Source organism: Streptomyces coeruleoprunus, assembly GCF_039542925.1.
Taxonomy (GTDB): Bacteria; Actinomycetota; Actinomycetes; order Streptomycetales; family Streptomycetaceae; genus Streptomyces; species Streptomyces coeruleoprunus.
Genome location: NZ_BAABIT010000001.1, coordinates 136417 through 160084, shown reverse-complemented (window position 1 = coordinate 160084; position 23668 = coordinate 136417). Strand labels below are relative to the sequence as shown.

General features: G+C 69.2%; 19 protein-coding genes and 6 pseudogenes. 13 read left to right on the top strand and 12 right to left on the bottom strand.

Going from position 1 to position 23668, the window contains the following annotated elements; genetic code table 11:
- Nucleotides 1-17 precede the first annotated feature (17 nt).
- Nucleotides 18-227 (bottom strand): annotated as a pseudogene (locus ABEB09_RS00790) (IS5/IS1182 family transposase); the annotation flags it as partial.
- Nucleotides 228-367: 140 nt separating this feature from the next.
- Between ABEB09_RS00790 and ABEB09_RS00785 the strand changes: the two are divergent.
- A pseudogene (locus ABEB09_RS00785) lies at nucleotides 368-1953 on the top strand (ISL3 family transposase).
- 20 nt (nucleotides 1954-1973) lie between these two features.
- Here ABEB09_RS00785 and ABEB09_RS00775 read toward each other — a convergent pair.
- Nucleotides 1974-2516: a DUF6368 family protein gene (locus ABEB09_RS00775; RefSeq protein WP_345686017.1), complete on the bottom strand. Its 543-nt coding sequence runs from the start codon at nucleotides 2514-2516 to the stop codon at nucleotides 1974-1976.
- A 135-nt stretch (nucleotides 2517-2651) separates the two neighbouring features.
- Nucleotides 2652-2798 carry a hypothetical protein gene (locus ABEB09_RS00770; protein ID WP_380841730.1) on the bottom strand — a complete coding sequence of 49 codons (147 nt, stop codon included), beginning with the start codon at nucleotides 2796-2798 and terminating at the stop codon, nucleotides 2652-2654.
- 112 nt (nucleotides 2799-2910) lie between these two features.
- Between ABEB09_RS00770 and ABEB09_RS00765 the strand changes: the two genes are divergently transcribed.
- Both ABEB09_RS00765 and ABEB09_RS00760 read left to right on the top strand, forming a co-directional pair.
- A complete protein-coding gene (locus ABEB09_RS00765; protein WP_345686016.1) occupies nucleotides 2911-3576 on the top strand; it encodes a nitroreductase in 666 nt (221 codons plus the stop codon).
- 343 nt (nucleotides 3577-3919) lie between these two features.
- A complete protein-coding gene (locus tag ABEB09_RS00760; protein ID WP_345686014.1) occupies nucleotides 3920-5287 on the top strand; it encodes a phospholipase D-like domain-containing protein in 1368 nt (455 codons plus the stop codon).
- A 125-nt stretch (nucleotides 5288-5412) separates the two neighbouring features.
- Here the strand turns inward: ABEB09_RS00760 and ABEB09_RS00755 are convergent, their stop codons facing one another.
- The gene (locus ABEB09_RS00755; protein WP_063731101.1) at nucleotides 5413-5817 is read right to left on the bottom strand and encodes a type II toxin-antitoxin system PemK/MazF family toxin; all 405 of its coding nucleotides are present in this window, start codon (nucleotides 5815-5817) and stop codon (nucleotides 5413-5415) included.
- A gap of 222 nt (nucleotides 5818-6039) precedes the next feature.
- Between ABEB09_RS00755 and ABEB09_RS00750 the strand changes: the two are divergent.
- Nucleotides 6040-7001: pseudogene (locus ABEB09_RS00750) on the top strand (transposase).
- A 118-nt stretch (nucleotides 7002-7119) separates the two neighbouring features.
- Here the strand turns inward: ABEB09_RS00750 and ABEB09_RS00745 are convergent.
- The 3 genes and pseudogenes from ABEB09_RS00745 to ABEB09_RS00735 all read right to left on the bottom strand — a co-directional run.
- Nucleotides 7120-7293, bottom strand: a pseudogene (locus tag ABEB09_RS00745) (transposase family protein); the annotation flags it as partial.
- A 114-nt stretch (nucleotides 7294-7407) separates the two neighbouring features.
- A complete protein-coding gene (locus tag ABEB09_RS00740) occupies nucleotides 7408-8241 on the bottom strand; it encodes a transposase family protein (protein WP_345686008.1) in 834 nt (277 codons plus the stop codon).
- 56 nt (nucleotides 8242-8297) lie between these two features.
- Entirely contained in the window at nucleotides 8298-8753 is a 456-nt protein-coding gene (locus ABEB09_RS00735) for a hypothetical protein (RefSeq protein WP_345686006.1), read from the bottom strand.
- 178 nt (nucleotides 8754-8931) lie between these two features.
- On the opposite strand from ABEB09_RS00735, the pseudogene ABEB09_RS00730 reads away from it, so the two are divergent.
- A pseudogene (locus ABEB09_RS00730) lies at nucleotides 8932-9168 on the top strand (transposase); the annotation flags it as partial.
- Between the two features lie 320 nt (nucleotides 9169-9488).
- On the opposite strand, the gene ABEB09_RS00725 reads toward ABEB09_RS00730, so the two are convergent.
- From ABEB09_RS00725 to ABEB09_RS34810, 3 genes and pseudogenes are all read right to left on the bottom strand, one after another.
- Nucleotides 9489-9809, bottom strand: a complete 321-nt coding sequence (locus tag ABEB09_RS00725) for a hypothetical protein (RefSeq protein ID WP_345686004.1) — start codon at nucleotides 9807-9809, stop codon at nucleotides 9489-9491.
- A 290-nt stretch (nucleotides 9810-10099) separates the two neighbouring features.
- Nucleotides 10100-10550: pseudogene (locus tag ABEB09_RS00720) on the bottom strand (carbohydrate ABC transporter permease); the annotation flags it as partial.
- Nucleotides 10547-10774 carry a hypothetical protein gene (locus ABEB09_RS34810; RefSeq protein WP_380841727.1) on the bottom strand — a complete coding sequence of 76 codons (228 nt, stop codon included), beginning with the start codon at nucleotides 10772-10774 and terminating at the stop codon, nucleotides 10547-10549. The gene ABEB09_RS34810 and the pseudogene ABEB09_RS00720, both read right to left, overlap by 4 nt.
- A 226-nt stretch (nucleotides 10775-11000) precedes the next feature.
- On the opposite strand from ABEB09_RS34810, the gene ABEB09_RS00710 reads away from it, so the two are divergent.
- From ABEB09_RS00710 to ABEB09_RS00695, 4 genes are all read left to right on the top strand, one after another.
- A complete protein-coding gene (locus tag ABEB09_RS00710) occupies nucleotides 11001-11219 on the top strand; it encodes a transposase family protein (RefSeq protein ID WP_380841725.1) in 219 nt (72 codons plus the stop codon).
- A 259-nt stretch (nucleotides 11220-11478) separates the two neighbouring features.
- Nucleotides 11479-12114, top strand: coding sequence for an NlpC/P60 family protein (locus ABEB09_RS00705; RefSeq protein WP_345686002.1), 636 nt, complete (start codon nucleotides 11479-11481; stop codon nucleotides 12112-12114).
- On the top strand, nucleotides 12111-13322 hold the full coding sequence (locus tag ABEB09_RS00700; RefSeq protein WP_345686000.1) for an NAD(P)/FAD-dependent oxidoreductase: 1212 nt from the start codon (nucleotides 12111-12113) through the stop codon (nucleotides 13320-13322). The genes ABEB09_RS00705 and ABEB09_RS00700 overlap by 4 nt, the downstream gene beginning before the upstream one ends.
- Complete coding sequence (locus tag ABEB09_RS00695) at nucleotides 13319-14224, top strand: RNA polymerase sigma-70 factor (protein ID WP_345685998.1); 906 nt, start codon at nucleotides 13319-13321, stop codon at nucleotides 14222-14224. The genes ABEB09_RS00700 and ABEB09_RS00695 overlap by 4 nt, the downstream gene beginning before the upstream one ends.
- 183 nt (nucleotides 14225-14407) lie before the next feature.
- Here the strand turns inward: ABEB09_RS00695 and ABEB09_RS00690 are convergent, their stop codons facing one another.
- The gene (locus tag ABEB09_RS00690; RefSeq protein ID WP_345685996.1) at nucleotides 14408-15565 is read right to left on the bottom strand and encodes a Cmx/CmrA family chloramphenicol efflux MFS transporter; all 1158 of its coding nucleotides are present in this window, start codon (nucleotides 15563-15565) and stop codon (nucleotides 14408-14410) included.
- A 632-nt stretch (nucleotides 15566-16197) separates the two neighbouring features.
- Here ABEB09_RS00690 and ABEB09_RS00685 point away from each other — a divergent pair.
- The 4 genes from ABEB09_RS00685 (at nucleotide 16198) to ABEB09_RS00665 (ending at nucleotide 22045) form a co-directional block, all read left to right on the top strand.
- A complete protein-coding gene (locus tag ABEB09_RS00685; RefSeq protein ID WP_345685994.1) occupies nucleotides 16198-18255 on the top strand; it encodes a WD40 repeat domain-containing serine/threonine protein kinase in 2058 nt (685 codons plus the stop codon).
- A 37-nt stretch (nucleotides 18256-18292) separates the two neighbouring features.
- Nucleotides 18293-20353, top strand: coding sequence for a WD40 repeat domain-containing serine/threonine protein kinase (locus ABEB09_RS00680; protein ID WP_345685992.1), 2061 nt, complete (start codon nucleotides 18293-18295; stop codon nucleotides 20351-20353).
- 252 nt (nucleotides 20354-20605) lie between these two features.
- Complete coding sequence (locus ABEB09_RS00675) at nucleotides 20606-20923, top strand: Imm51 family immunity protein (protein WP_345685990.1); 318 nt, start codon at nucleotides 20606-20608, stop codon at nucleotides 20921-20923.
- Nucleotides 20924-21514: 591 nt separating this feature from the next.
- Nucleotides 21515-22045 (top strand): GNAT family N-acetyltransferase, encoded by a 531-nt coding sequence (locus tag ABEB09_RS00665; protein ID WP_345685988.1) that lies wholly within the window; start codon nucleotides 21515-21517, stop codon nucleotides 22043-22045.
- 162 nt (nucleotides 22046-22207) lie between these two features.
- Here ABEB09_RS00665 and ABEB09_RS00660 read toward each other — a convergent pair whose 3' ends face one another.
- Nucleotides 22208-23650, bottom strand: coding sequence for an NF041680 family putative transposase (locus ABEB09_RS00660; protein ID WP_345685986.1), 1443 nt, complete (start codon nucleotides 23648-23650; stop codon nucleotides 22208-22210).
- Between the last annotated feature and the right edge of the window lie 18 nt (nucleotides 23651-23668).

Below are 23668 nucleotides of genomic sequence, written 5' to 3'. Positions count from 1 at the left end.
AGGCAGTGTCCTGGCGATCACGAGCGAAGCCAGATCACGAGGGCCGCCGCGGTGACGGTGCCAAGGAAAACATGGGCACGCTCGTCGTACCTGGCGGCAACCGCGCGGAAGCTCTTCAGCCGGTTGATCGCCCGCTCGCCGGTGTTGCGCTTCCTGTACCGCTCCTTGTCGAAACCAGGCGGCCGGCCGCCCCTGCTGCAGCGTCTGCGGCGGTTGGCCGCTTGGTCGGCTTTGTCCACGAGATGGGGCTCTGGCTCAACTTCTGTGACGTGGCCACTCTGAGTGACAGCTGGACCTCTATGAGCCGTACACGAAGTCGCCCGAAAATGGCCCGTCGGCCCGGCGCTTGGGCTGACAGTTCGGGGCCGTGGAAGAGGTCGTGCTCCGGCTCAAGGAGTTGTTGTTCCCGTCGATCGCGGACGTCGCAGTGCTGTCGGTGGACGTCAACTTCGAGATAGTGCGTATTGACGCGCAGTGCATCGCGGACGGTGCTGTGTGCCCGGTCTGCGGAGCCTGGTCGGCCCGAGTGCATGGTTCCTACCTGCGGTTTCCCGCAGATGTGCCGAGCGGTGGCCGAAGCGTCGTTCTCCAGCTGCGAGTTCGTCGGTTCACCTGCGAGAACTCGGAATGTGCACGCCGTACCTTCGTCGAGCAGATACCCGGCCTGACACGTCGGCACGGTCAGCGGACCGAGCGGTTGCGCTCCACCCTGGCAGCAGTCGGCCTGGCCGGGGCCCGCCTTGCCCGCGTTCTCGGGGTGTCCGTCAGCCGCAGCACGGTGCTCCGGCTAGTGGACGATCTTCCTGAACCCGAGATCCCCGCGCCGCGGGTGGTCGGCGTCGACGAGTACGCCACCCGCAAGGGCCGCCACTACGGCACCGTCCTCGTCGACATCGAGACCCGCCGCCCCGTCGACCTGCTGCCGGACCGGGAGGCGTCCAGCCTGGCGGCCTGGCTCGCCGAACGGCCTGGCATCGAGGTCGTCTGCCGCGACCGGGCACCGTTCTTCGCCGAAGGCGCCACCGCCGGCGCCCCGCAGGCCATCCAGGTCGCAGACCGGTGGCACCTCTGGCACAACCTGAGCGAGGCCGCCGAACGAGCAGTTGCCCAGCACCGCCGCTGCCTGCGAGCCCTTGTCCCCGCCACCCGCGACCCCGAGCCTGGGCCCGCCCCGGAAGAAGAACCGTCCGGTTCACCATGGCCGACCGGACACCGGTTCGCCGACCGCACCAGGTCCCGGCACGCTTCCGTCCACGCACTCCTGGAGGCAGGACACAGCCTGCGTTCGGTCCAGCGGCAGCTCGGCATGGCCTGGCACACCGTCAAACGGTTCGCCGACGCCGAGAGGCCCGAGGACCTGTTCAAGGGCCAGTGGCAGAACCGGCCCTCGGTGCTCGACGACTACATGTCCTACCTGGACGACCGCTGGAACGAGGGCCTCACCAACGCGTGGAAGCTGTGGGAGGAGATCGTGCCGCTCGGCTACAAGGGCGGCAGCTACCAGCGCGTTCGCGCCTACCTGCACAAGAAGCGCACCTCACCCCGACCGGTGACCGCCCGGCCGCCCTCGCCCCGAACGGTCTCCGGATGGATCCTGACCCGCCCGGAAACCCTCCGAGCCCGAACAGACTCCAGCTCAAGACCGTCCGCACCCAATGTCCCGAACTTGACGCCCTCACCCGACACGTCCGGTCCTTCGCGACCATGCTCACCAACCGCCAGGGCGAGCGACTCCCGGCCTGGCTCGACGCCGTCCGGCAGGACGACCTGCCCAGCCTCCGCACCCTCGCCGCTGGCATCGACCGCGACATCGACGCCGTCACCGCCGGATTGACCCTGCCCTGGAGCTCCGGCGCAGTCGAAGGCCATGTCAACCGGATCAAAATGCTCAAGCGCCAGATGTTCGGCCGAGCTGGCTTCAAGTTGCTCCGCAAGCGGGTACTACTCGCGTAAGCCAGCTGGCTGAGTTCCGGCTAGTTCAGGAGCCGGAAATCGGGCTGCTGGGCCCACGCTCGGAGGAATTCCGCTGAGCCGTACGCGGCGGGCCACGGATCGGTCATCGTTGCGACGATGCCGGAAAGACCGGCCACGATTGAAACCTGATCCTCTCGCAGCTCGGCGTTGGCGACACCACCGATCACATCCATGATGGCGGCGGTCAGCAAGGCCGTGACGAGGTGGTCGACATGACGGTTGCAGAACGCGATGATGTCGACCGCGTGGGTGGGGGTGAAGCCGATGAGAGGTTCCTGGTCGACTTCGTCAGCGTGCTCGGCATCGAATATGGTCTCGTCACCGATCCCAGGCCCCATGAGTGAGACCAGGACGGGCCGACGTCCGTCTACGTCCCCGGCATCCGCAATCCCGAGGCTCTCCGCGTGAATGTTCAGGTCATACTCGCCGACCCGCCTCTCCTCAAACCGTGCCGAGGCGCCAAGCAGGAACTCGCGGAGCCGCTGGATCGCCACGCGAGGTACGGCCTCCGCCAACTCGATCACCAACACCGGTCCGCTCATGGCCCGGAGCCTAACCAGCTGGGAATGTCATCCCCAACCGATTACTCAGAGTGGCCGCGTCACAGAAGTTGAGCCAGACCCCAATCTCGTGGACAGAACCACTTGGTCGGCCTTCTCGGGAATGGATCCGGTTCCTCACCGGGTACGGTCCGCCCGCTGTCCGGGCGTGAGCAGCGTCGAGAGCGGCCGGCAGCGGTCCTCCGCGCTCAGGGGCAGCTGGGTGGTGAAGCCGCCCAGCGAGCGGCCGAGCGCCTCGCCTCCTGCATCACCTCTGTATCCCACAGTCCATCAACGACTGGACTGCTCGTCAGGGCGCTGTTCAGTGCCCGTTGATGCCCGGCGCTGACCGCTGAATACGGTAGTGGGGCCGGTTGTAGGGAGAGGACGCGAAGACGTGGATGTGTATGAGGCCGTGGACAGTCGCCGGGCCGTGCGGGCGTTCAGCGATGAGCCGGTACCCAAAGAAGTACTCGAACGAGTGCTGACTGCGGCGACGCGTGCTCCGTCGAGCGGCAACCTCCAGCCGTGGCATGTGTATGTCGTGACCGGTGAACCCCTGGCCGAACTGAAGAGGCGTGCGACGGCCAGGGCACTGGCGGGAGACCCAGGTGATGACCGGGAGTATCCGATGTACCCGACCGAACTGGCCTCGCCGTATCTGGACCGCTTCTCCGCAGCGGCCGCCCAGCGGTACAAGGCGCTGGGAATCGAGCGCGACGACCCCGACAGACCCATGAAGATCGCCGCCTTGAACTCGGAGGCTTTCGGCGCGCCCGTCGTACTGTTCTGCTACCTCGACCGGACGATGGGGCCCGGACAGTGGGGGGACGCGGGGATGTACTTGCAGACGGTCATGCTGTTGCTGAGGGCGGAAGGGTTGCACAGCTGCCCCCAGGTGATGTGGACCATGTACCGCAAGACTGTCAGCCAGACAGTCGGAGCCGATGACAAGTTCGCACTGTTCTGTGGCGTCTCGATCGGATTTGAGAAGGAAGGCGTGCCACGGCTGCGTACCGGGCGCGCGGACATGACGGAGACAGTGAGCTTTATCGGCGCATGAGGTCGAGATCCACAGGACAGGCCCCCAGGCCGTGTCCGTAAAGTCTCCTGGCTCGCGACGCTTGGCACGCACGCTCGCTGCGTTGTCGGACCACCCAAGTACGCCCAGTACGAGGGCGCCCCTCCGCCTTGCGATCGCACGCACCGGACGCCGCGGGCCCTGCCCTCCAGGCAGACGGCGCTACTTTCCGGCTTAGGATGCCCGGCGGGCGTGCGCGGCTGATTCTTCCTCACACTTCGGAGCAGGCACGCCCGGTGCTCTTTCCTTGTTCCTGTCCCTGCCCGCGCTGTGGCGTGGACAGAAAGCCAGAAGGTGAACTACTGAGATGCGTATACGTACATTCATGCCTGTGGCCATCGCGACCGCCGCACTGGCCGCCGGGATTCCCGCTCCGCTGGCCTCCGCCGAGACCGTTCCGGCGCCGGCCGTGACGACTGGTGCGGTGTTCAACGACCCCACGAGCACCGACCCGGCGCAGCGAAACGCCATCTTCGACCACCTCGCCGCACTCATCGACGGCGCCGTACCCGGCTCCGACATCAAGATCTCCCTGTACATCTTCATGGCCGTCGCGACCACCGAGCAGCAGTACTCCTCGGTGCCTCTGGCCCAGCGCCTCGTAGCGGCGCACCAGCGTGGCGTGAACGTCCAGGTACTCCTCGACAACGCACAGGTACGCCTCGACGCCGAATCCGCCGGTAAGTGGAACACGTCCTACGTCGAGCTGCTGAAGCTCGCTGACAAGCGGCCTGACGGGACCAACGGCAATTCGTGGGTCCGCGTCTGCCGCAAGGACCAGGCGTGTCTGGCGGCCCGGCCGGCCGCGTGGAACGTCGAACCGTACCTGAGCTACCACGGGGTCAACCACAACAAGTTCTTCTTGTTCTCCAGAACCACGGGCCGCGGCACCGTGCCGGTGGACAACGTGGTCGTGCAGTCCTCCGGCAACCTGAGCACGGACGACCGCAAGTCCTTCTGGAACGACGCTCTGACGGTGGCCGGGAACGCCGAACTCTACAAGGGCTACGACGCGTACTTCACGAAGCAGGTCGAAGCTGAGGCCGATCCGACCAAGCGCCTCACGGACGTCCTCATGGACAAGCAGGCGGGCCGCGCCAAGGCCTACTTCTTCCCGCGTCAGACCTCCGGCCCCGGCGGGGAGCCCGACGACGTCATCCTCAACATCCTCAACACCGTGGACAACCCCGTCCCGGGGCACCCCATCTGCCACGGCAACAGCCCCGGCACCGGCCTCAACGGGCGCACCGTCATCCGCATCGCCCAGGGCGGCATCACCCGGCCCGAGGTCGCCAAGAAGCTGTACGAGCTCGACAAGGCCGGGTGCTACGTCGACCTCGTCTACGGCTACGCCGACAGCGAGTCCCTGTCCTCGCTCCAGAAGGCCGAACCCCCTTACTACGGCGTCACCCTGCACAAGCTGCACTCGACGGAGGGCGTCGGGACGACCACCCACACCAAGTACATGATCATCGAGGGTGCCTACAAGGGCATCCCCGACCAGAAGATCGTCTTCACCGGCAGCCACACCTACACGAAGTCCGCCCTCATCGGAAACGACGAGGCCCTGCTGAAGTGGGACGACTCCACCGTCGGCACCACTCCCCACACCCCCACGGTGTTCGAGGCCTACCGGGAGAACTTCCGCACCCAGCGCGCGGCCGCCGATGCGCAGAGCGCCCAGCAGCCGTAACCGTGGATAGGGACGCCGGCGGGTCAGTACTCCAGCCGTAGATCGTGATCTTGTTGCTGGAATGCGGTGGAGAGGGGGCAGCGGTCAGTCGTCGACGAGATCGAGCTGGGCAGCACAGGCGTCCGCTACTCGAGTCCTTCGAGACGGCGGGCATCTTTGATCTCGCTGATCCTGGCAGCCGTCATCGGGGTCCACTCCCTCCTCTCTCCAGCGGCGCGGAGGGCTTCTCCAACCTCGCTGAGCTTCACGGAGGACAACACGCCCGCCCGCTCGATCAGGTCGTCCCGGGCCACGGTGGTCAGCCATGTGCACGGAGTAAATCCTGGACGCGGGAACGCGAACCGCAGCACGCCTTCGAAGGGCAGTCCTTCCGGGGCTCCTACGGCCACTTCAACGCCCAGGCCGCTGATGTCGACGCCCGCTGGCGCAACGACCTGCATCGCCTGAAACCCGGATGACTCCTCGTCCGAGAGCAGCACGACCGGGCGTCGCTCATCGAAGTCGACCCACCAGACTTCACCGCGTTGCATGTGTCCTCCTGGCACGAGACGGCGGGCGAACGCTGCGTGCCCTGGCGGTCATGCGTGCGGGACACGGAAGGGATGCGGCCCCGTCTTCGCACGTCGTGACCGAGGGGCGGTGAAGACGGGCGCGGCCACCGTTGATCATCGGTGTGTGAAGACTGAAGATCATGCGGTGGCCGCGAGTCACAGCGTAGACCCTGCCGCCGGCAGGAGGCGTTCGAGGTCCTGATGTCCCGGATAGCGGGCCGGTTCGCGCGGGTTGAACCCCGGCGTCGGGTGCGGGACTTGGTGCTGGGGCTGCTGTCGGACCTGCCGCGCAAGAACTGCTGGAGCATCGCCGAGTGGGCCGGGCAGGCCGGTCCGCATGGAATGCAGCACCTGCTCGGCCGGGCCAAGTGGGATGCCGACCCCGTGCGCGATGACGTGCGCGAGTACGTACTGGAACATTTGCAGGGGCACGCACACCGTGGGTGTCCAGCGCCAGTTCAGCGCTGGAAGAGCGCCAGGTCGGCTACGTGCTCGCCGTTGCTCGCTCGGCCGAAGTCACCACGGGCGCGGGGAAGTTCCGCGCGGATGCCCTGGCCGTGAAGGTGCCGAAGTGGGCCTGGCTGAAGCTGTCGGCAGGAGCCGGCGGCAAGGGGCACCGCTTCTACGACTGGGTCGTCATCGACCTGGCCGAACCCCGCCTCGGCAGCCACCAACTGCTGATCCGCCGCAACCGCACCACCGGTGAACTGGCTTACTGCCGTTGCTGGTCGCCGGCTGCGGTGCCTTTGGCCACGCTGGTGCGGGTCGCCGGGTCGCCGGGTCGCCGGGTCGCCGGGTCGCCGGGTCGCCGGGTCGCCGCGTCGAGATGGCGCGTGGAGGAGACCTTCCAGTCCGGCAAGGGCCTGGCCGGACTGGACGAGCACCAGGTCCGCCGTCTCACCTCGTGGTCTCGCTGGGTCACCCTGGTCATGCTCGCCCACGCCTTTCTCGCCGTCGTCCGCGCTGACGAACACGCCCGCCATTCCGCCCCGGACGGGCTGATCCCGCTCACCTGCAACGAGATCCAGCGACTATTCACCACGCTCGTCGTTCGGCCCGTGCACGGTGCAGCCCACGGGCTCGGCTGGTCCGACTGGCGACGCCGCCATCAGGCCCGAGCCCAGGCCGGCCATTACCGCCGACAAGCCGCGAATCAGACCTGAAGATCACGATCTACGGCTGGAGTATTACGCAGAAGCACACCCTGCGGCTGCTTTTCTCAGCCGCAAGTAGTCCCCTGCCGGCGAAGGCGTGCTCGACGACGGGCCCTGGCCTAAGCCGCGTGCGCGAGCAGCCGAAGAGCGGGGCGAGCTGCCGCATCGTGAGGTTCGTCCGGTAGTGGACAGCCACCAGCAGCACCCGGTTCGCCAGTGGTAGACACCACGGACGCCCACCACCGGGACCGTCCCCGCCCCGCTCACGCACGGCCTTCAGCAGCCGCTCGAACTGCCGCATCCGCAGACCCGTGAAGCTGCGCCATCTTGACGTGGCTGGTCAGGGGTCTGGCATGGCGCTGTGGTGGAGGGCTCGTGCTGGCCGTGGGCGGCAGTCTGAGGTGTAGATCATCTGTCAGCGGTTGGCTTCGAGGTTCGTCAGGACGAGCAGGGCCCGCAGGAGGTAGGTGGCGCGGGTGGTGTCCGTGCGGAGCTTGGTGAGGATCCGCCAGTGCTTCAGGTGGGCGAAGCCGTGTTCGACGGGGGCGCGTCCGGCGGCGAGGATGCGGTTGGCCTGTTTCTGGGCGGGTGTGAGTTTGCGGGCGCGGGTGGCTTTGAAGCCGGTGACGACCACGGGGTCTTGTGGGTCGTCGTCCAGGCCGAGGAAGCCCAGGTCGGCCAGGGCTCCGAGACCGGCGGCGCGCAGGTGGGCCACGATCCGGTCACGGCGGGCAGCGGTGATGTCGTGGGTGCGGCCGGGCCGGGCGGCCGATATCCAGGCTATCCGTCCCCGCTCGTCGGTCAGGGCGATCACGTGCAGACCATGGTGGTGGTGCTTGCCGGAGTAGTTCGGGCGGTCCGCGCTGCCGGTGCGGCGCTGGGTGGGGATGAGGGTGCCGTCGACCAGGACGACCTCGCCGCCCCGTTTCGCGATCTTCTTCAGGACGCGGTCCAGCCGCGGGGCCTTCGCGGCCAGCAGGGCGATCACCTCGTCGCGCCAGCGCCGGACGGTGGTGGCGGAGACGTCGTTGCCGCCGGCCATGTCGGCCAGGCGCTGGTCGTGCCGCAGCACGGCCAGGACGATGGTCGCGATCCTCCCCGGCGGCAGCGCCCGCCATCTGGACCGTATCGCTTTGAGGTGGCCGCGCAGCAGGTCGGCGAGGCAGTTGAGGGTGTGCGTGGACAGCGGCAGGCGGCACTGGTAAACCAAGGACGCGGTGTCCCCGGCGTGCTCTTTGGTTTTCGTCACACAATTCCAACAGCCGCCGGGGGCACCTTAGTTACGCCCCTGTCGCTGTGGCCTGATCACGGGCGGGCGGTGAACTTGCCGTCGGGCTGTTTGTGCAGCCAGCCGCGCTCAGCCAGTTTCGTCAGCTTCCCGCGCAGCGGCTCCAGCTTGCCCCGCACCTCGGCGTCCAAACCGAGCACCTCGCCGATCTGCCGCGTGGCGACCGGACCGCCGACGGCCCGCACGGCGGCCAGGATGCGCTGGTACTCCGCCGGCAGCGCGGACTCCTGCACGCCCGGCGCACGCTCCGGGACCAGCCGCACCGCCCGACCCGCCACCTGGACGAGGGGCGATCCGGCATCCGCCTGCTCGTCGGCGAGCTGCTCGCTCATCCGCTGCCACACCCGCTCGGCCACGGCCAGCTCATCGCGCTCGGCCCGCACCTCCGCCAACTGCGTGGACAGCCGTTCTTCGGCCTCATCCAGCTCCGCACGTCGCGCAGCGATCCGCTCCAGCACCTCGGGGTTCATCATGCGCCGGAGCGTAGGAGCGGCCCCGGTCACAACAGACGGGAATCCGCAAAACCGCCCCTGCCAGACGATCTACACCCCAGACTGCCGCCCACGGCCAGCACGAGCCCTCCACCACAGCGCCATGCCAGACCCCTGACCAGCCACGTCAAGCTGGCGCAGCTTCCTTACTCCGCACGCCGACAACGCCGACGCGCTCACGCGTTGGATCGCCCAAGTTCGGGCAGCCGACCTGCCCCACCTGCATGCCTTCACCCGGGGCCTGGTCCGGGACCGCGACGCCGTGATCACCGCCCTCACACTTCCCTACAGCAACGGCCCGACCGAGGGCGTCAACACCAAGACCAAACGGATCGCGCGCCAGATGCACGGACGAGCGGGCTTCACCCTCCTCCGGCACCGCATCCTCCTCGGATAACAGCACGCTCCGACACCACCGAAAGTGAGACAGGGCCGTTAATGAGACAGGGCCGTTAAGTTGATACACCCCCGGCCAGCTCGCCGAGCGCGATCCCGACCTCGCGGAGCGGGCGCTCAAGGGGTTTGCGTGGTTCGAGCCGCCCGAAGGCGCGGGCGGTGAGGGGATGTTCGCCCCATCGGTGCCGGTCGCCGGGCCCGGTTTTACTTTCGCTGGTGAGGGGGACGGCCACGAGTTGCTGAGGATGCTGTCCCCGTCGGGGCATTTCCGGGTGGTGCTCGCGGCACCCTTGTGAGGATGCCGCGAGCAAACAGATCCGGTCAGACCGGGATCATCTCGCAGTCCTGGCCGGACACATACGCCCTGCCCTCGGCCCATCCGGTCTGGCACCGGTACGCGGCGACGCCGATCTGGGGAGCGAGGACGAAGTCGGAAATGGGACCCCAGTGGTCGGTGTCGCAGTCGAATCCGATGACGTCCGACACGCCCTGCGGGTCGAGGTGCTTGCACTGGATCACCTGGCTGGGCGGCTGCGAGGGGGCGGCGGCCCGCTGTCCCTGCGCGTCGGCGGTGGCTGCGGCGGTCAGGGACAGGGCGATGGCGGCGGCGGCGGTACCGACTGCCTGGAGTACGCGCTTCATGGATGCTGTCCTTGCTTGAGGTGGAATGCGACCACACGAAGCCTGCCCAGCCGATCTCTGCGGTTATCCACTCATTTAGGGGATTCGTCTTGGCGCCCCGTCCTGTTTACACTTGGTCGGGCAAGGGCAACACCGCGCTCCGCAGCGTGCGTTGACGGCCGCCACGGAGACGCCAACGATCACGGCGACGCACCGTCACCACCGCACGTGAGACCGGCCGGTCACTTCACGCTCCCCGCCGTCAGTCCGGACCGCCAGTAGCGCTGCAGCAGCAGGAAGGCGGCGATCAACGGATTGAACAGCACCGGCACGAACACCGCCCAGAAGGTGTTCACCAGGCCGACGGTGGACGCCATCAGGTACAGCGGCAGGGGCGAGCACCGTCGGCGGCACCATCACTCCCGCCAGCACCAGCCCGAACAGCTTCTCCTTGTGCCGGAAGCGGTACTTGTCGAAGGCGTAGCCGCAGGCAACGCTGATCATCGAGCCGAGCAGCGCGCCGCCCACCGCATACAGCAGGCTGTTGGCGTACCAGCGGCCGTAGATGCCCTCCTCCATGGTGAAGACGGCCGACAGGTTGCCGAGCACGGAATAGTCGCCGGTGCCGAAGAGTTCGCCGCTGCTCAGCGCGTCCCGGTTCTTGAGCGCGGCGAGCAGCAGCCACAGCAGCGGCAGCACGGTGTAGAGCGCGGAGAGGCCGACGACCGCGTTGACGGCGCCACGCCTCAGCAGCCGGTTCATGTGCGTCGCCCTCCCCGGCCCGCCCAGCGGCTGACACCGTACGAGAGCGCGATCAGCACCACCATCACCACCGACGGCCGCACCAGCGGCGCCTTCACCCGCAGCGCCGTCCGCACCGGGCCGGCCCCGTCCCCCCGCGCCGCCTCGGTCAGTTCCCGGCGGCGCGCGGTGCGGCGGCGGGTGGCGCGGCGCGGCGGCGCGGTCCCGCCCACGGTGGCCGTCACGGCTCCCGCACCTCCTGCCCGTCCTCCACCCTCCGCAGGCCGAGCGACTTCAGATCCGGCACGGTGGAGCGTTCGGCGTCCGCGAGGGCCTGCTCGATGGTGCCCTCCCGCCGGCTGCACGGGCCAGGCCGTCCTGCACGGTCTTGACGGTGGCCGTCATCCGCGGCCCCCACGTCCAGCGGCGCGAAACCAGCTCCGCCTGCCGTTCGTACAGCGCATAGACCCCGTGGTCGTCACCGGCTTCAAAGCCACCCGCGCCCGCAAACTCACACCCGCCCAGAAACAGGCCAACCGCATCCTCGCCGCCGGACGCGCCCCCGTCGAACACGGCTTCGCCCACCTGAAGAACTGGCGGATCCTCACCAAGCTCCGCACCGACACCACCCGCGCCACCTACCGCCTGCGGGCCCTGCTCGTCCTGACGAACCTCGAAGCCAACCGCTGACAGATGATCTACACCTCAGACTGCCGCCCACGGCCAGCACGAGCCCTCCACCACAGCGCCATGCCAGACCCCTAACCAGCCACGTCAAGATGGCGCAGCTTCCGTGAACGTCTCCACCCACAATGGCCCAGCCCTCAACGCCCCACCCACACAGGGAAAATGCCCGAACCGAAGCCTTCTGCAACACGCTTTAGTGGGGCGGCTGCTGCGCCAATTCCCATGGCAGTAACCCCGCGACCGGTGCGACTGCTCGTCCTAGATGCAGGGCGCGTACGGAGTCGTCGGCGTGACAGGCTCGCGCACCACGTACACGCGGATCCACGACGGGCGCGCAGGGTCAGCGGACGCCCTGCAGCCGGGCGACTTGGTCTTCACCGAGGGCAGTGCCTCCGGGCAACAGCATGTGTCGATGTTCATCGGAGACGGTCTCGTCGTGCATCCACCCCATCACGAGGCCCGGCAGGCCCCAGGTCGCGGCCGCATCCTGCACGGCTACTTCCTCAGCCGCGCCCCGTCGCTCACGACTGCGCAGAGGCGTCGCGTTCGGAACGACCCGCTCGTACACCCAGTCCGCCGCGCTCACCACCAGCGTGAGCATGTCGGCATCCTCGACCCGCCCCAGGCCGATGTCCGAGGACGCCAGTTCGGCAAGCTCCTCGGGCGACCAGCGCCAGGACGAGCGTGTGGCCTCGACCCCACGTGTCTGCGTCGCCAAGCCGGGGGCATGCGGCACCCTTCTGCTGCCCCGAACCTTGGTTGCTTGCGGGCTCAACGAAGAGGTGCACTCTCCACCGAGCCAACTGTGGCATGCATCACATCGATCTCATGTCACGGACCGGCCCGCAGCCTCCATCCACTGGTCGTCAACAGCGAGTGGAGGAAGGCAAAGCGATGAGCGCACAGCACGAAGCCGGCACGGAGACCACCACCCACCGCGTTCTGATCCTGGGCGCGGGTTACGCGGGCATGTCCGCGGCCGTACAGCTCGCGTCCCGGGTCAAGCGGCACGAGGACGTGCAGGTGACCCTGGTGAACGCACAGGAGCGGTTCACTGAGCGGCTGCGGCTGCACATGACGGCGACCGGGCAACAGCTTGCCGAGCTGAGCATTCCGGAGCTGCTGGAGGGGACGGGTGCACGGTTCGTGCGCGGCTGGGTGACGGCGGTGGATGCGGACGCACGGACAGTGCGGATCGACGACGACCTGGTCCTGCATTACGACACGCTGGTGTACGGATTGGGCAGCGTGACCGACACGACCGCGGTGCCGGGCGTCGACGACCACGCGTACACCCTCAACAGTCCCCAGGACGCCGAGGTGCTGGCCGACCGGCTGGCGCGGCTCGGCAGCGGTACGGTGGTGGTCGCCGGCAGCGGACTGACCGGCGTCGAGTCGGCCGCGGAGATCGCCGAGCGGCACCCGGAGCTGAACGTCGTACTGCTGGGCCGGGACGAACCCGGTGCGGCCATGAACCCGAAGGCCAGGACGTACCTGCAGTCGGCGCTCGACCGCCTCGGCGTCGAGGTGCGCAGCGGCGTCGAGGTGGTGAAGGCGCTGCCCGGGTCGGTCGAACTGGCGGGCGGGGAGAGCATCGCCGCCGATGTCGTCCTGTGGACGAGCGGTACGCGCGTGTCGTCGCTGGCAGCCGCCGCCGGACTGGCCGTCGACGAACGCGGCCGTATCGTCACCGACACCGCGCTGCGTTCGGTGTCGCACCCCGACGTGTACGCCATCGGTGACGCCGCGGCGATCCGCCAGGGCTACGGCGTCATGCACGGCACCTGCCAGGGCGGGATGCCGACCGGGGTGCACGCCGCGGTGTCGATCGTCCGCACGCTGAAGGGCAAGCGGCCCAAGCCGTTCCGCTTCGGCTACTACCACACGCCGGTGAGCCTGGGCCGCCACGACGCCGTGGTGCAGTTCACCCGCCCCGACGACAGTCCGCGACGCGTTCATCTGACCGGCCGGATGGCGGCCCGGTATAAGGAGACGGTGACCGCCTCGCCCTGGCCGACCTTCGGCCGCATGAAGAAGATGCCCGCCTCGGGCGCGTTCTGGCCGCACGGCGGCCGCTTCACCCGCGTCGCCGAGGGCGCCGAGTGAGCGCCGACCAGCAGGTCTTTCATCAGTACCGCAGGCTGCTGTTCTCGGTGGCCTACCGCGTCCTCGGCTCAGCGGCCGACGCCGAGGACGCGGTGCAGGACGCCTGGATCAAGTGGTCGTCCGCCGACCGTTCCCAAGTAGCCGATCCCAAGGCGTACTTGACACGAATCGCGTCCAACCTGGCCCTGGAACGCCTCCGTTCCACCCGGCACAAGCGGGAGACATACGTCGGTCCGTGGCTGCCGGAGCCCATCCTCACCAGCGGCGACACCGCCGATGCCGTCACGGACGCCGAGTCGGTGTCGATGGCGATGCTGGTGGTGCTGGAGACGCTGAGCCCGCTGGAGCGCGCGGTCTTCGTGCTGAAGGAGGTCTTCGGCTTCAGCCACGCCGAGATCGCGGAGGCGGTGGAACGGTCCGAGGCGGCGGTACGACAGGCGGCGCACCGTGCGCGTGAACACGTACGGGCCCGCAGGCCCCGGTTTGCCGCCGACCGCTTTCGGCAGCGCGAGGTCACCGAGCGGTTCTTCGCCGCCGCGACCGGTGGTGACATCAACACCCTGATGGAGCTGTTGTCCCCGGACGTCACCCTGTGGACCGACGGCGGCGGCAAGGTACGTCAGGCGCTCAAGCCGGTCGTGGGGGCACAGACGGTTGCCTCGTGGTTTGCGGCCATCGGCACGGTCACCTACCAGGGCGTCCAGCCCGCCGACATGCGCGCCGAGCTGGTCGAGATCAATGGCGGCCCGGGCATGGTGTTCAGCGCCCCGGACCGGGTGATCGCCACCGTCACCTTCGACTTCGACGCCGACGGTCGTATCACCGCCATCCACAACGTCGCCAACCCCGACAAACTCCAGGCCATCACGGACGGCACCGCCCACAGCGTCGCGACGCGGTGAGCGTCGGGCGGGAACTACCCTCGGACGGCAACCGAGGGTAGACCCGGGATGGTCCGCTCATCCCTTGACCGGCCATGGTGGCGACCGCTGGGCCGCGCGGACCCGCTGAACCGACAGCAGCCGGCTCGCGGGGTGAGGAACAAGAGCAGGTCCCGCCAACGAGGTGAGCGTGGGTGGGGAATTTCAAGAAGCCCCATCAGAAGCGGGGCGGAAGGGGAGCGCGGCGAGCAGAGCGATCAGGACGAGGAATCCACTGGCCCACAGCGGCCCACGGTTCCCGACGGGGCCGAGGGTGGCCGCGGCGATGAGGGGGCCGACGGCGGCGCCGACGTTGAGTGCCGCAGTGGCATACGCCCCGGCCATGGTGGGGGCTCCAGCCGCCTCATAAAGGACCCGCGTGATCAACGTGCTGCCCACCGCAAAAGACACCGCTCCCTGCACGAACACAAGGACGAGGAAGGCGATCTGATGTTCGGCGAGTACGGCCAGAGCCGGCCAGCCAATGAGCAGCAGGGGCCCGCCGGCCGCGACGACCAGACCGGGGCGCTGGTCTGAGAGCCTCCCCGCGAGGGTGACACCGACGAATGAACCGGCCCCGAAGAGCACCAGCACAACTGAGATCCACGACCTGGCCATTCCGGCACTGTCGGTCACGATGGGAGCAAGAAAAGTGAAACTTCCCAAGGTTGCCGCGTTCACCAGCGCACCGAGCAGCATGACGAGGATCAGCCGCTGACTCCTGAGCTGCGAGATCTCTGATCGCAAGGCCGGTTCGCATGCCTCGTCCGACTTCCCTGCGCGCGGCGGGATTCCCTTGAGGATGCCGAGAGCGGCGGGCAGGCAGACGACGGCGACAGCCCAGAAGGTCGCCCGCCAGCCGAGCACTGTGCCGAGCAGGGATCCCCCGGGGACCCCTGCGATCGTTGCCACCGTCGTGCCGGACAGCAGGACCGCCAGCGCGCGTCCCTTCCTGCCGGGTGGAACCAGCCCGGCGGCGGCGGTCAGGGCAACGGCGAGGAATCCCGCATTCGCCACTGCGGCGACGACCCGAGTCGCGAACAGGACCACGAAACTCGTGGTGGTGGCACCCACGACATGCGCCGCCGAGAACACGAGGACGAACCCGAGGAGGCTGCCCCGTGCCGGCCAGTTGCGGGCGAGCGCGGCCACCAGAGGGGCGCCGACGATCATCCCGATCGCGAAGGCTGACGTGAGGGTGCCTGCCGTCCCGACGGACACGCCGAGGTCGGAGGCGATGTCCGGCAAGAGACCGGCAAGCATGAATTCCGAGGTGCCCATGGCGAAGACCACCAGGGCAAGCAGATACAGCGGGAGAGGCATCGAGAGGCTCCGAGACGAGGAGAAGCACGACAGGAAGACGTCTCGTCACCGCAGTCAGCGCCCACGGGCGCACGCGTCCGGCCGCGGAACGCGGCGGGACGACAGGACTTAGGAACTCAGTGGTTCAGGGGGCTGACGGCGTGACCGAAAGCCCCCACCTTGGCTGCCTCAGGGCTCGACATGACCCGCACGCTACCCGACCGATCCCCGGTGAAGCACACCGGTTTCGCATACGCGTCGTCCGTTTCGCCCGACGCCACGTCCAACGCCACGTCCCACAACAGCTTGACTTCTTCGCCCCCTGAGATGTCTCGACACAGCACGTCCCGGCCGCCGATCAGTTCTGGTCAAGGGGGTGCGTGACAGATGGTTGGCCGCCGCGCAGCACGATGCCGGTGCGGGCGGCGCGGTGGACCGCACGGCGGTGGTGCGCACCCGATGCACGCGGTGCGCGCCACCGCCATCCTCGGTGCGCACCAGTGCTGTGACCGGAAAGGCTCACCGCCTCGCGACGCCGGCAACCTCTCCGACCGACGCGAGCGGGCCGCGAGTCGGCTCGATATCGGTCACAGGTGCGTCAGGAGGCCGGGACCCTCAACTCCCGTGCGGCCGATCATGGTTCAATGCCGAGCGTGACAGAGTCCATACGCCCTGGTGGAACCTGGAGTTCCGCGGTCGAGCCGCTGCGCCCCGGCGATCCGCGGACCGTCGGCCCCTACCGCCTTGAGGGACGGCTGGGCGCGGGCGGCATGGGGCAGGTCTTCCTCGGTACGTCGGCGAGCGGTCGCCAGGTCGCGGTGAAGCTGATCCGGCCGGAGCTGGCCGGCACCGCACACTTTCGGGAGCGGTTCGCGCGGGAGGCCGCCGCCGCGCGGCAGGTCGGCGGGTTCCACACGGCGCAGGTCGTGGACGCCGATCCGGCGGCGGAACCGCCGTGGCTGGCCACCGCGTTCGTACCGGGTCCGACGCTGCAACAGCTGGTCGACGCCGACGGCCCCCGCGACACGGTGGCTGTGCTGCGGCTCGGCGCCGGGATCGCCGAAGGGCTGGCCGCGATCCACCGGTGCGGGCTCGTGCACCGGGATCTCAAGCCCGGCAATGTGATCGTGGCCGAGGACGGACCGCGCATCATCGACTTCGGGATCGCGCACGAGTCGGGCGCGGACGCGATGACCCGGACCGGATCGGTCATCGGGACGTACGCCTACATGTCACCGGAGCAGGTACGGGGCGATGCGCTCTCGCCCGCCAGCGACGTGTTCGCCTTCGGCTCGGTGCTCGCGTTCGCGGCGACCGGCCGCAGCCCGTTCGACGCGACGACCGTGCCGGCCATCGTGCACCGGGTCGTCGCCGAGCCACCCCAACTCGACGCACTGGCCACGCCCTTGCGTGAGCTGGTCGGGGCGTGCCTCGCCAAGGATCCCGCCCGGCGCCCGGACATGGACGAGGTGCTGGCCCGGCTCTCGGTCACCGGGCCGGGCGTGGCGCCCGGTGCGCCCGGCGGTGCTTTCGGGGCCGCGCCCGGTGTGGCGTTCCATGCGCTGCCGACGCAGTCGGCCGCGGCACCACCGGGCGGGCCTGACCTGCCCGGTGCCCTCACCGCACCCGCTCCCGCCACGGCCTTGTCCCGCCGTACGCTGCTCCTCGGCGGGATAGGTGTTGCGGCGGCCGCCGTCGCCGTACCCGCCTATGTGTTCCGGGACTCCTGGCTGGGATCGGCGTCGGAGCAGGACCAGACCCGGCCCGTGGCCCGGCTCGAAGGGCACCCCCAGTCGCCGGTGTGTCTCGCCTTCAGCCCGGACGGCCGGACCCTGGCCGCCGGTGGGTCCGCCGGTGAGCTGTGGCTGTGGGATACCGTCACCCGCCGCACGATCACCAAGTTCGAGGGAGAGCCCCCGCACGTCTACAGGCTGGCTTTCAGCCCGGACGGCCGGACGCTAGTGGGCAGTTGCCAGGACGGAACGCTGCGGCGCTGGGATGTGCGGACCCGGACGCCGCTACCCGGGCTCTCCGGGTTCGAGGCGCTCTCGATTCCGATCCCGTACTCCCTCGCGGTCAGTCCGGACGGCGCGGTCCTCGCCGCGGCCGGCGGAGGCACGCTCCAGCTCTTCGACCTGGCGAGCGGACGCCGCCTGAAGAAGATCGAAGCGGGCGAGCCGTCCGGCGTTCTGTTCACCCCGGACGGCAAGGCGGTGGCCACCGCTTCCCGACAGCGGGTACTGCTGTGGGAGGTCGATGGCGGGGAACAACCCAGGACGTTCACCGACGACTCCGTCGAGTTCCGCTTCAACAGGGTGCTGATCAGCCCGGACGGAAAGACCATCGGCGGTGCGGGGCCCGGTGTCCATCTGTGGGACCGGGCGACCGGGCGGCACACCGCCACCCTCACCTCGCCGCACCGGCGCCTTGAGGAGGCCGCGTACCGGCCGGGCCACTCGATGATCGCGGGCGGCGGCTTCGGGCTCGGTCCCGACGACGACGTCAAGGACAAGACCAGGGCCGCCACGGGCAGCACGATCAGCCTGTGGGACCCGAAGACCGGGCGGGTCGCCTTGACCCTCACCGCCGACCTCGAGGAATCGGCCGGCGCTCCTTTGCTCTCCGCCCTGGCGTTCAGCCCGGACGGCAAGACACTCGCGGCGGCCTTCAGTCCGTCGGACAGCACGATCCAGCTCTGGCAGCTCGCCTGACCGGCTGCCGGTCTCTTCATCTCAACGGACGGTACTCATGGACGCGTTGTTGCCCCACGATCCGCGGTGGGTCGGCCCCTACCGCCTGGAGGGACGGCTGGGCGAGGGCGGCATGGGCCAGGTCTTCCTCGGTACGTCGCCGGGCGGTCGCCAGGTCGCGGTGAAGCTGATCCGCGCTGAGCTGGCCGGCACCGCGCAGTTCCGGGAGCGGTTCGCGCGGGAGGTGGAGGCCGCCCGGCAGGTCGGCGGGTTCCACACGGCGCAGGTCGTGGACGCGGACCCGGCGGCCGAATCCCCGTGGCTGGTCACCGCGTTCATTCCGGGTCCCACCCTCCACCGGGCGGTCGCCGAGCACGGGCCGCTCGATCCGGCGGCAGCACTGCGGCTCGGGGCGGGGCTGGCCGAAGGGCTTGCGGCGATCCACCGGTGCGGCCTGGTCCACCGGGATCTCAAGCCGGGCAACGTGATCGTCGCCCAGGACGGGCCGCGCATCATCGACTTCGGCATCGCGCGGGCCGTCGACGCGAGTTCGCTGACCGCGACCGGATCGGTCATCGGGACCTACGCCTACATGTCGCCGGAGCAGATCCGCGCCGACCGGGCGGGGCCCGCCAGCGACGTGTTCGCCCTCGGCTCGGTGCTCGCCTTCGCCGCGACGGGCCGTGGACCGTTCGACGCGCCCTCCCTGCTGGCCGTCGTCCAGCGGATCCTGGACGAACCGCCCGCCCTCGACGGGATCGACGGCGAGCTCCGGGCCATTCTCACCGACTGCCTTGCCAAGGACCCGGCCGACCGTCCCGCCGTCGAGGGCCTGCCCGCCCGGTTCGCGGCTGCCGTCGCGGGTGCGGCGCCGGTCCACCCACCGCGCCACGAACCGACCGTGGTGGCGGCCCCCTCCGGACAGACCCCGCAGACCATCCAGCCGCCGCCCACGGAGCGGACCCAGGCCGCGAGCCAAGGACCGGTGGCGGGCGCGGGTCCAGAACCGCGCGCCCTGGCCGCTGCGTTGACGCGGACCTACGCGGCGCCGGCGGGCCCCGCGGCGCCGGCCGTCGGCGCCGCAGGGCCCGGCCCCGGCAGCCCCGTACCCGGGCGGCCGACGACCCCCGGACCCAATCCGGCCCGCCGTGGGCCCTCACGGCGCGCGCTGCTCATCGGCGGGGCCTCGGTCGCCGCGCTCGCCGGGATCGGAATCCCCGCCTACCTGCTGCTACGGAACAGCGCCGCCCTCGACGGCCCGAGCAGCACGTACGAGCTCGCCTTCAGCCCCGACGGGAAGACGATGGCCGCCGCCGGAGGGGGCGGCGAAATCTGGCGCTGGTCGCTGCCCGGCAGGCAGAGCAGCACCACCCGGATCAGTATCGCCCGGTACATCCAGCCGCATGTCTTCAGCCGGGACCTCAAGACGCTCTACCGGGCGGAGGAGCACAAGATCCTGAAGTGGGACGTCGCCACGGGCCGCACGGTCGGGACGTTCACCGGAGAGACCACGGGCGAGCTCCAGGACGGGTTCATACATGAGCTGGGGCTCAGCCCCGATGGGAAGACGCTGGCCGCCAGCAGCGGCCGGGGCCTGTATCTGTGGGACACCGGTTCCGGATCCCGGCTCGCCCTCCGCCAGGACGTCAAGAACGGCCCGGCTGTCTACAGCGCGGACGGGACAATGCTGGCCGCTGGATCGCCGGTCCAACTGCGCAACGGCTCGGCCGACGCCGTCCTGGCCGCCCTCGACGCCACGGTCGCGACCGGGGCGGTCTTCAGCCCCGACGGTCAGCTCCTGGCCTTCGGCGACCAGGGCGAGAAGGTGCGCCTGTGGAACACCGCCACCAGGCAGGACATCGCCAACCTGGAGGGCCACGACTCCCCGGTCCAGGCGGTCGCCTTCCACCCGGACGGGAGCACGCTGGCCACTGGTGACCGGGACGGCAAGGTGGTCCTCTGGTCCACCACCTCCGCCACCTCCACCGCGACCTACGAGCCCGGCGCCTCCGTCGAGGCGCTGGCCTTCAGCCCGGACGGGAAGTCGCTGGCCGCGGGGTGCAGCAACGGCACGAGCGCGGGGAGCAATGACACGGTGTGGCTGTGGGAGCTCGGGTGAGCGGGATCCGGGATCTCCGCTTCGGTCCCTGAGGCCCCTCTTGACGACCCCTGGCCCACGCCGCACAGGGCGTCGTCACAGTAGCCTCGTCCGCCCCGGGGGGAGGTCTGGGGACACCTCCCAGCGACAACTGGCGGAGGAACTCTGACGACACGACCTAGTGCTGTGACCGGGAAGGTTCGTCGGGCTGGCAGCGCACAAGCGGTTTGACGGGCAGGGCAGCCTGCGAACCGGGCGTGGGAAGATCGCGCCGTGACTATCACCCTGCACGATGTTGATGGTGAGCACTCGCTGACGCTCGCTACCGGTGACGTGGCCGCCGATGCTGCGGTCGTTGCGGCCGGTCACGAGCCGAGCGGGTACTTCTGGGAAGGCCTTGTGCAGTTCGCCTGGCCGGACCTTGCTGAGCGCCTCGATTTCGACAGCGAGGGGGGCATGTTCTGTGCGCTCGGGACCATGAGTGACCTCGCACGTCTCAAGACTGCCCTTGAGCCCGTGATCTCGAGCCCCGGCGCGGTTCGCGAGATTGTTGCCCGTGCCGAGACGGCAGGCTTCGAGTTCGACGACTGATGCTGTGACCAGCAGGTCTGCTGGTTCAGGCCGCAAGCTGGAGAGGGCTGCCGCCCCAGCGGATGTGTTTCTCGTTGCGGATGCGGGCGCGTTTCGCGTTGTTGGGCGGCGGGGAGGTCGTGGTGGGCGTTCTTGTTGCGTCAGCGCAGGTAGGCGTGCGGGGCCCGGGGCTGGACGGTGTGGTTGGGGTGGTGGGAGTTGGCGAGGGTGAACTGCCACAGGGGGACCGAAGCGGCCGTACAGCTTGGTCGGAGAATTCGAATACATACGGTTGGTGTAGTGCGTGCCGCAGTACCAGGGGCTGAGCCGGCGTGACCCCTAACTCCGCTCTGGCCCACCTCCTGTGGTCGGGTTCAAAGCCAGCCGGGCGGCCGCCGGCGCTTCCGCCGGTGCCTGGTCCCACAGGAGGGCGCTGGTCGACGGGTCGGCGGGGCGCCGCCGGAGGGCACGGCCGTCGTCGCGGTCTCCTGCCGGCCCCGTCCGTGTCGGTTTTTCCCGGGCGAGGGATCGGTCGCATCCGCCCCGCAGGGGGTTGGCCAGTTCGAGCACTTCAGTTGGCCAGGAGGCTGCACGAAAGAGGATCATGCTGGGATGGATCACTTGTCATCCGTGTCACCGACAGTGGTGTCCCTCACGCGATACACGAAGACTGAGCAGGCGGAAATCCTCGGCGAGGGTGCGGATCCCTTCGGTGTCGCCGAAACCGGTCTGACGTGGCTACCCAAGGAAGAGCATTTCGGCATCAGGCTGGACGGTCGACTCGTGGCGCACACGGGGCTGCTACGGCTGCCCATGTCGATCGGAGGCATCGAGACAGAGGCGGTGGGGGTCGGCGGGGTGGCCGTCGCGCCAGACGTGCGTGGACGGGGGCTCGCCCGCCTTGTGATGGCTGCGGCCCTCGACCACGCACGGACGATGGGCCCCCGGTACGGACTTCTTTTCTGCCGACAGCCGCTCGTTCCTCTCTACCGGCGACTCGGTTGGCGAGTGCTGGACCAGGACGTCCACGTCGAGCAGCCTGAAGGGCCCGTGATCATGCCGCTTCGAACCATGTGGACGTCGCTGCACGGCGATGCGCACTGGCCGGCCGGGGCCGTGCGTGTGCTGTCGTTCCCCATGTGATCGAGCCCCGCGAGGCTGCCGGAGCTGACCGCCGCGCGGGCCGGACGGCAGTGATCGGTGGCCACCAGTGTTGCTCCGCTGGCTTCTCGCGCTCCTGACCACCTGAACGCTCAGTCACGCTTCTGTCATGCGCGGCTCAGGAACAGGGACCGAGCTTGTTCTTTATGGTCTGGCCTGGTCGCGTTCGATGATGGTCTCTGGTCGTCTGACGGTCTTGCCCACGTCGTAGCGGGTGGCGGGCCGCTGGTTCTTGGAGCCGAGGGGCCTGCCGGGGCCGGGCCGGTTGGGTTTCGGTGCACGGGCCGGGCACGGCAAGTGAGCACGGAAGTTCCGAAACCCCCGCCGGACGCGGGCCGGGGTGGGCCGGCCGGGCTCAGCGGGCTTCTCCCACGGATGGCGGAGGTCCTCAGCCAGCGGACGGGCCAGCCGGAGCTGGGTGTGCGCGGTAAGGATCAGCCAGGTCCAGCGGTCCGCCGCCTCGGGGGTGCGGAGCTTCGGACGTGTCCAGCCGAGGGTCTGCTTGATCATCCGGAAGGTGTGTTCGAGGTCGAACCTCCTCAGGAACGCCTGCCAGCGCAGGTCCACGTGGGCACCGGTCATGCCTGTCCCCGAGGACCACAGCCGGACCGGCAGGGGTTCTCCGCCGCCGGGCGGGTGGTCGACTTCCAGACGGATCAGGGTGCCTTCGATGAGGGGCAGTTCGCCGTCGTGGTTGATCCAGGCCGAGCGGGTGGTGAGGCGGGGGTGGATCCGGTCCCAAGCCATGGCTTGTGCGGTGCCGTATCGGTCGGTGACCTGCACGGTCGCCGTATCCGGCTCGCCCCAGGTCTCAGGCTTGGCGAAGCGGAACTCCTTGCCGTGCTTCGGGGGCCGCCCGCCCTGGGGCGGGCAGTTCCAGGGACGGGGAACGGGCTTGCGTATCACGCGGTCCGACCGCAGCCGGCCCAGCACCTCCACGGGCAGACCGTCAAGGAGATGAGCCAGGCGCGGGGCGTCATAGCCAGCGTCGAAGACGACCACGATGTCGGCGTCGCCCTGGCGCCACTGGCCGCCGGCGATCAGATCCTCGACCACGCGGCGTACCTGGGCGGCGGTGACCTCAGCGACATCATCCTCGGGTCCGAGTCGGACCGCGTCCAACAGCTGGCACCACGACGTGCGCCCCGACTCAAGCGCGGCAATGAACGAATACGGCCAGCCAGGGATCATCAGGTGCTGGTCCCGGCCTCGGCCGAAGGTATGGCAGAACAACCTGTCCGGGCTGCACTCGGCGTCGGGCCGCAGCCAGTTGCTCACGTCCACGGCCAGGACGAGCCGATGGTCCGCGGCCGTGGGCTGCGGCAGAGCGGCCAGGACCCGTCGCAGCCGGGCAGTGTCGATACGACCGTCGTTCAGGGCGGCGTACAACGCTCCGTGCCCACGCCGGTGCTCGGGCAGCAGCGTCAGGTCCACCGGTGTCATCACCCGTCCGTCGGAGCAGAGCAGGGCATCCGTGAGCTCGAACAGTTCGTCGCGGTGCGCGTTCAAGCACGTGTAGAAGTCGCCCCGGAAGCGTGACGCTTCGGCGAACGCTTCCTCTGGCGCGGCGAGGTGCGGCAGGCTCATCCCCTCGGCCTTCGTTCT

Coding starts and splice junctions, on each gene's coding strand:
- ABEB09_RS00690 (WP_345685996.1), bottom strand. CDS start 15,565: ATGCCTCTCCCGCTGTATCTGCTTGCCCTGGTGGTCTTCGCCATGGGC.
- ABEB09_RS00700 (WP_345686000.1), top strand. CDS start 12,111: ATGAGCGCACAGCACGAAGCCGGCACGGAGACCACCACCCACCGCGTT.
- ABEB09_RS00680 (WP_345685992.1), top strand. CDS start 18,293: ATGGACGCGTTGTTGCCCCACGATCCGCGGTGGGTCGGCCCCTACCGC.
- ABEB09_RS00755 (WP_063731101.1), bottom strand. CDS start 5,817: ATGCAACGCGGTGAAGTCTGGTGGGTCGACTTCGATGAGCGACGCCCG.
- ABEB09_RS00705 (WP_345686002.1), top strand. CDS start 11,479: ATGCAGGGCGCGTACGGAGTCGTCGGCGTGACAGGCTCGCGCACCACG.
- ABEB09_RS00735 (WP_345686006.1), bottom strand. CDS start 8,753: ATGATGAACCCCGAGGTGCTGGAGCGGATCGCTGCGCGACGTGCGGAG.
- ABEB09_RS00775 (WP_345686017.1), bottom strand. CDS start 2,516: ATGAGCGGACCGGTGTTGGTGATCGAGTTGGCGGAGGCCGTACCTCGC.
- ABEB09_RS00660 (WP_345685986.1), bottom strand. CDS start 23,650: ATGAGCCTGCCGCACCTCGCCGCGCCAGAGGAAGCGTTCGCCGAAGCG.
- ABEB09_RS00725 (WP_345686004.1), bottom strand. CDS start 9,809: ATGAAGCGCGTACTCCAGGCAGTCGGTACCGCCGCCGCCGCCATCGCC.
- ABEB09_RS00760 (WP_345686014.1), top strand. CDS start 3,920: ATGCCTGTGGCCATCGCGACCGCCGCACTGGCCGCCGGGATTCCCGCT.
- ABEB09_RS00665 (WP_345685988.1), top strand. CDS start 21,515: ATGGATCACTTGTCATCCGTGTCACCGACAGTGGTGTCCCTCACGCGA.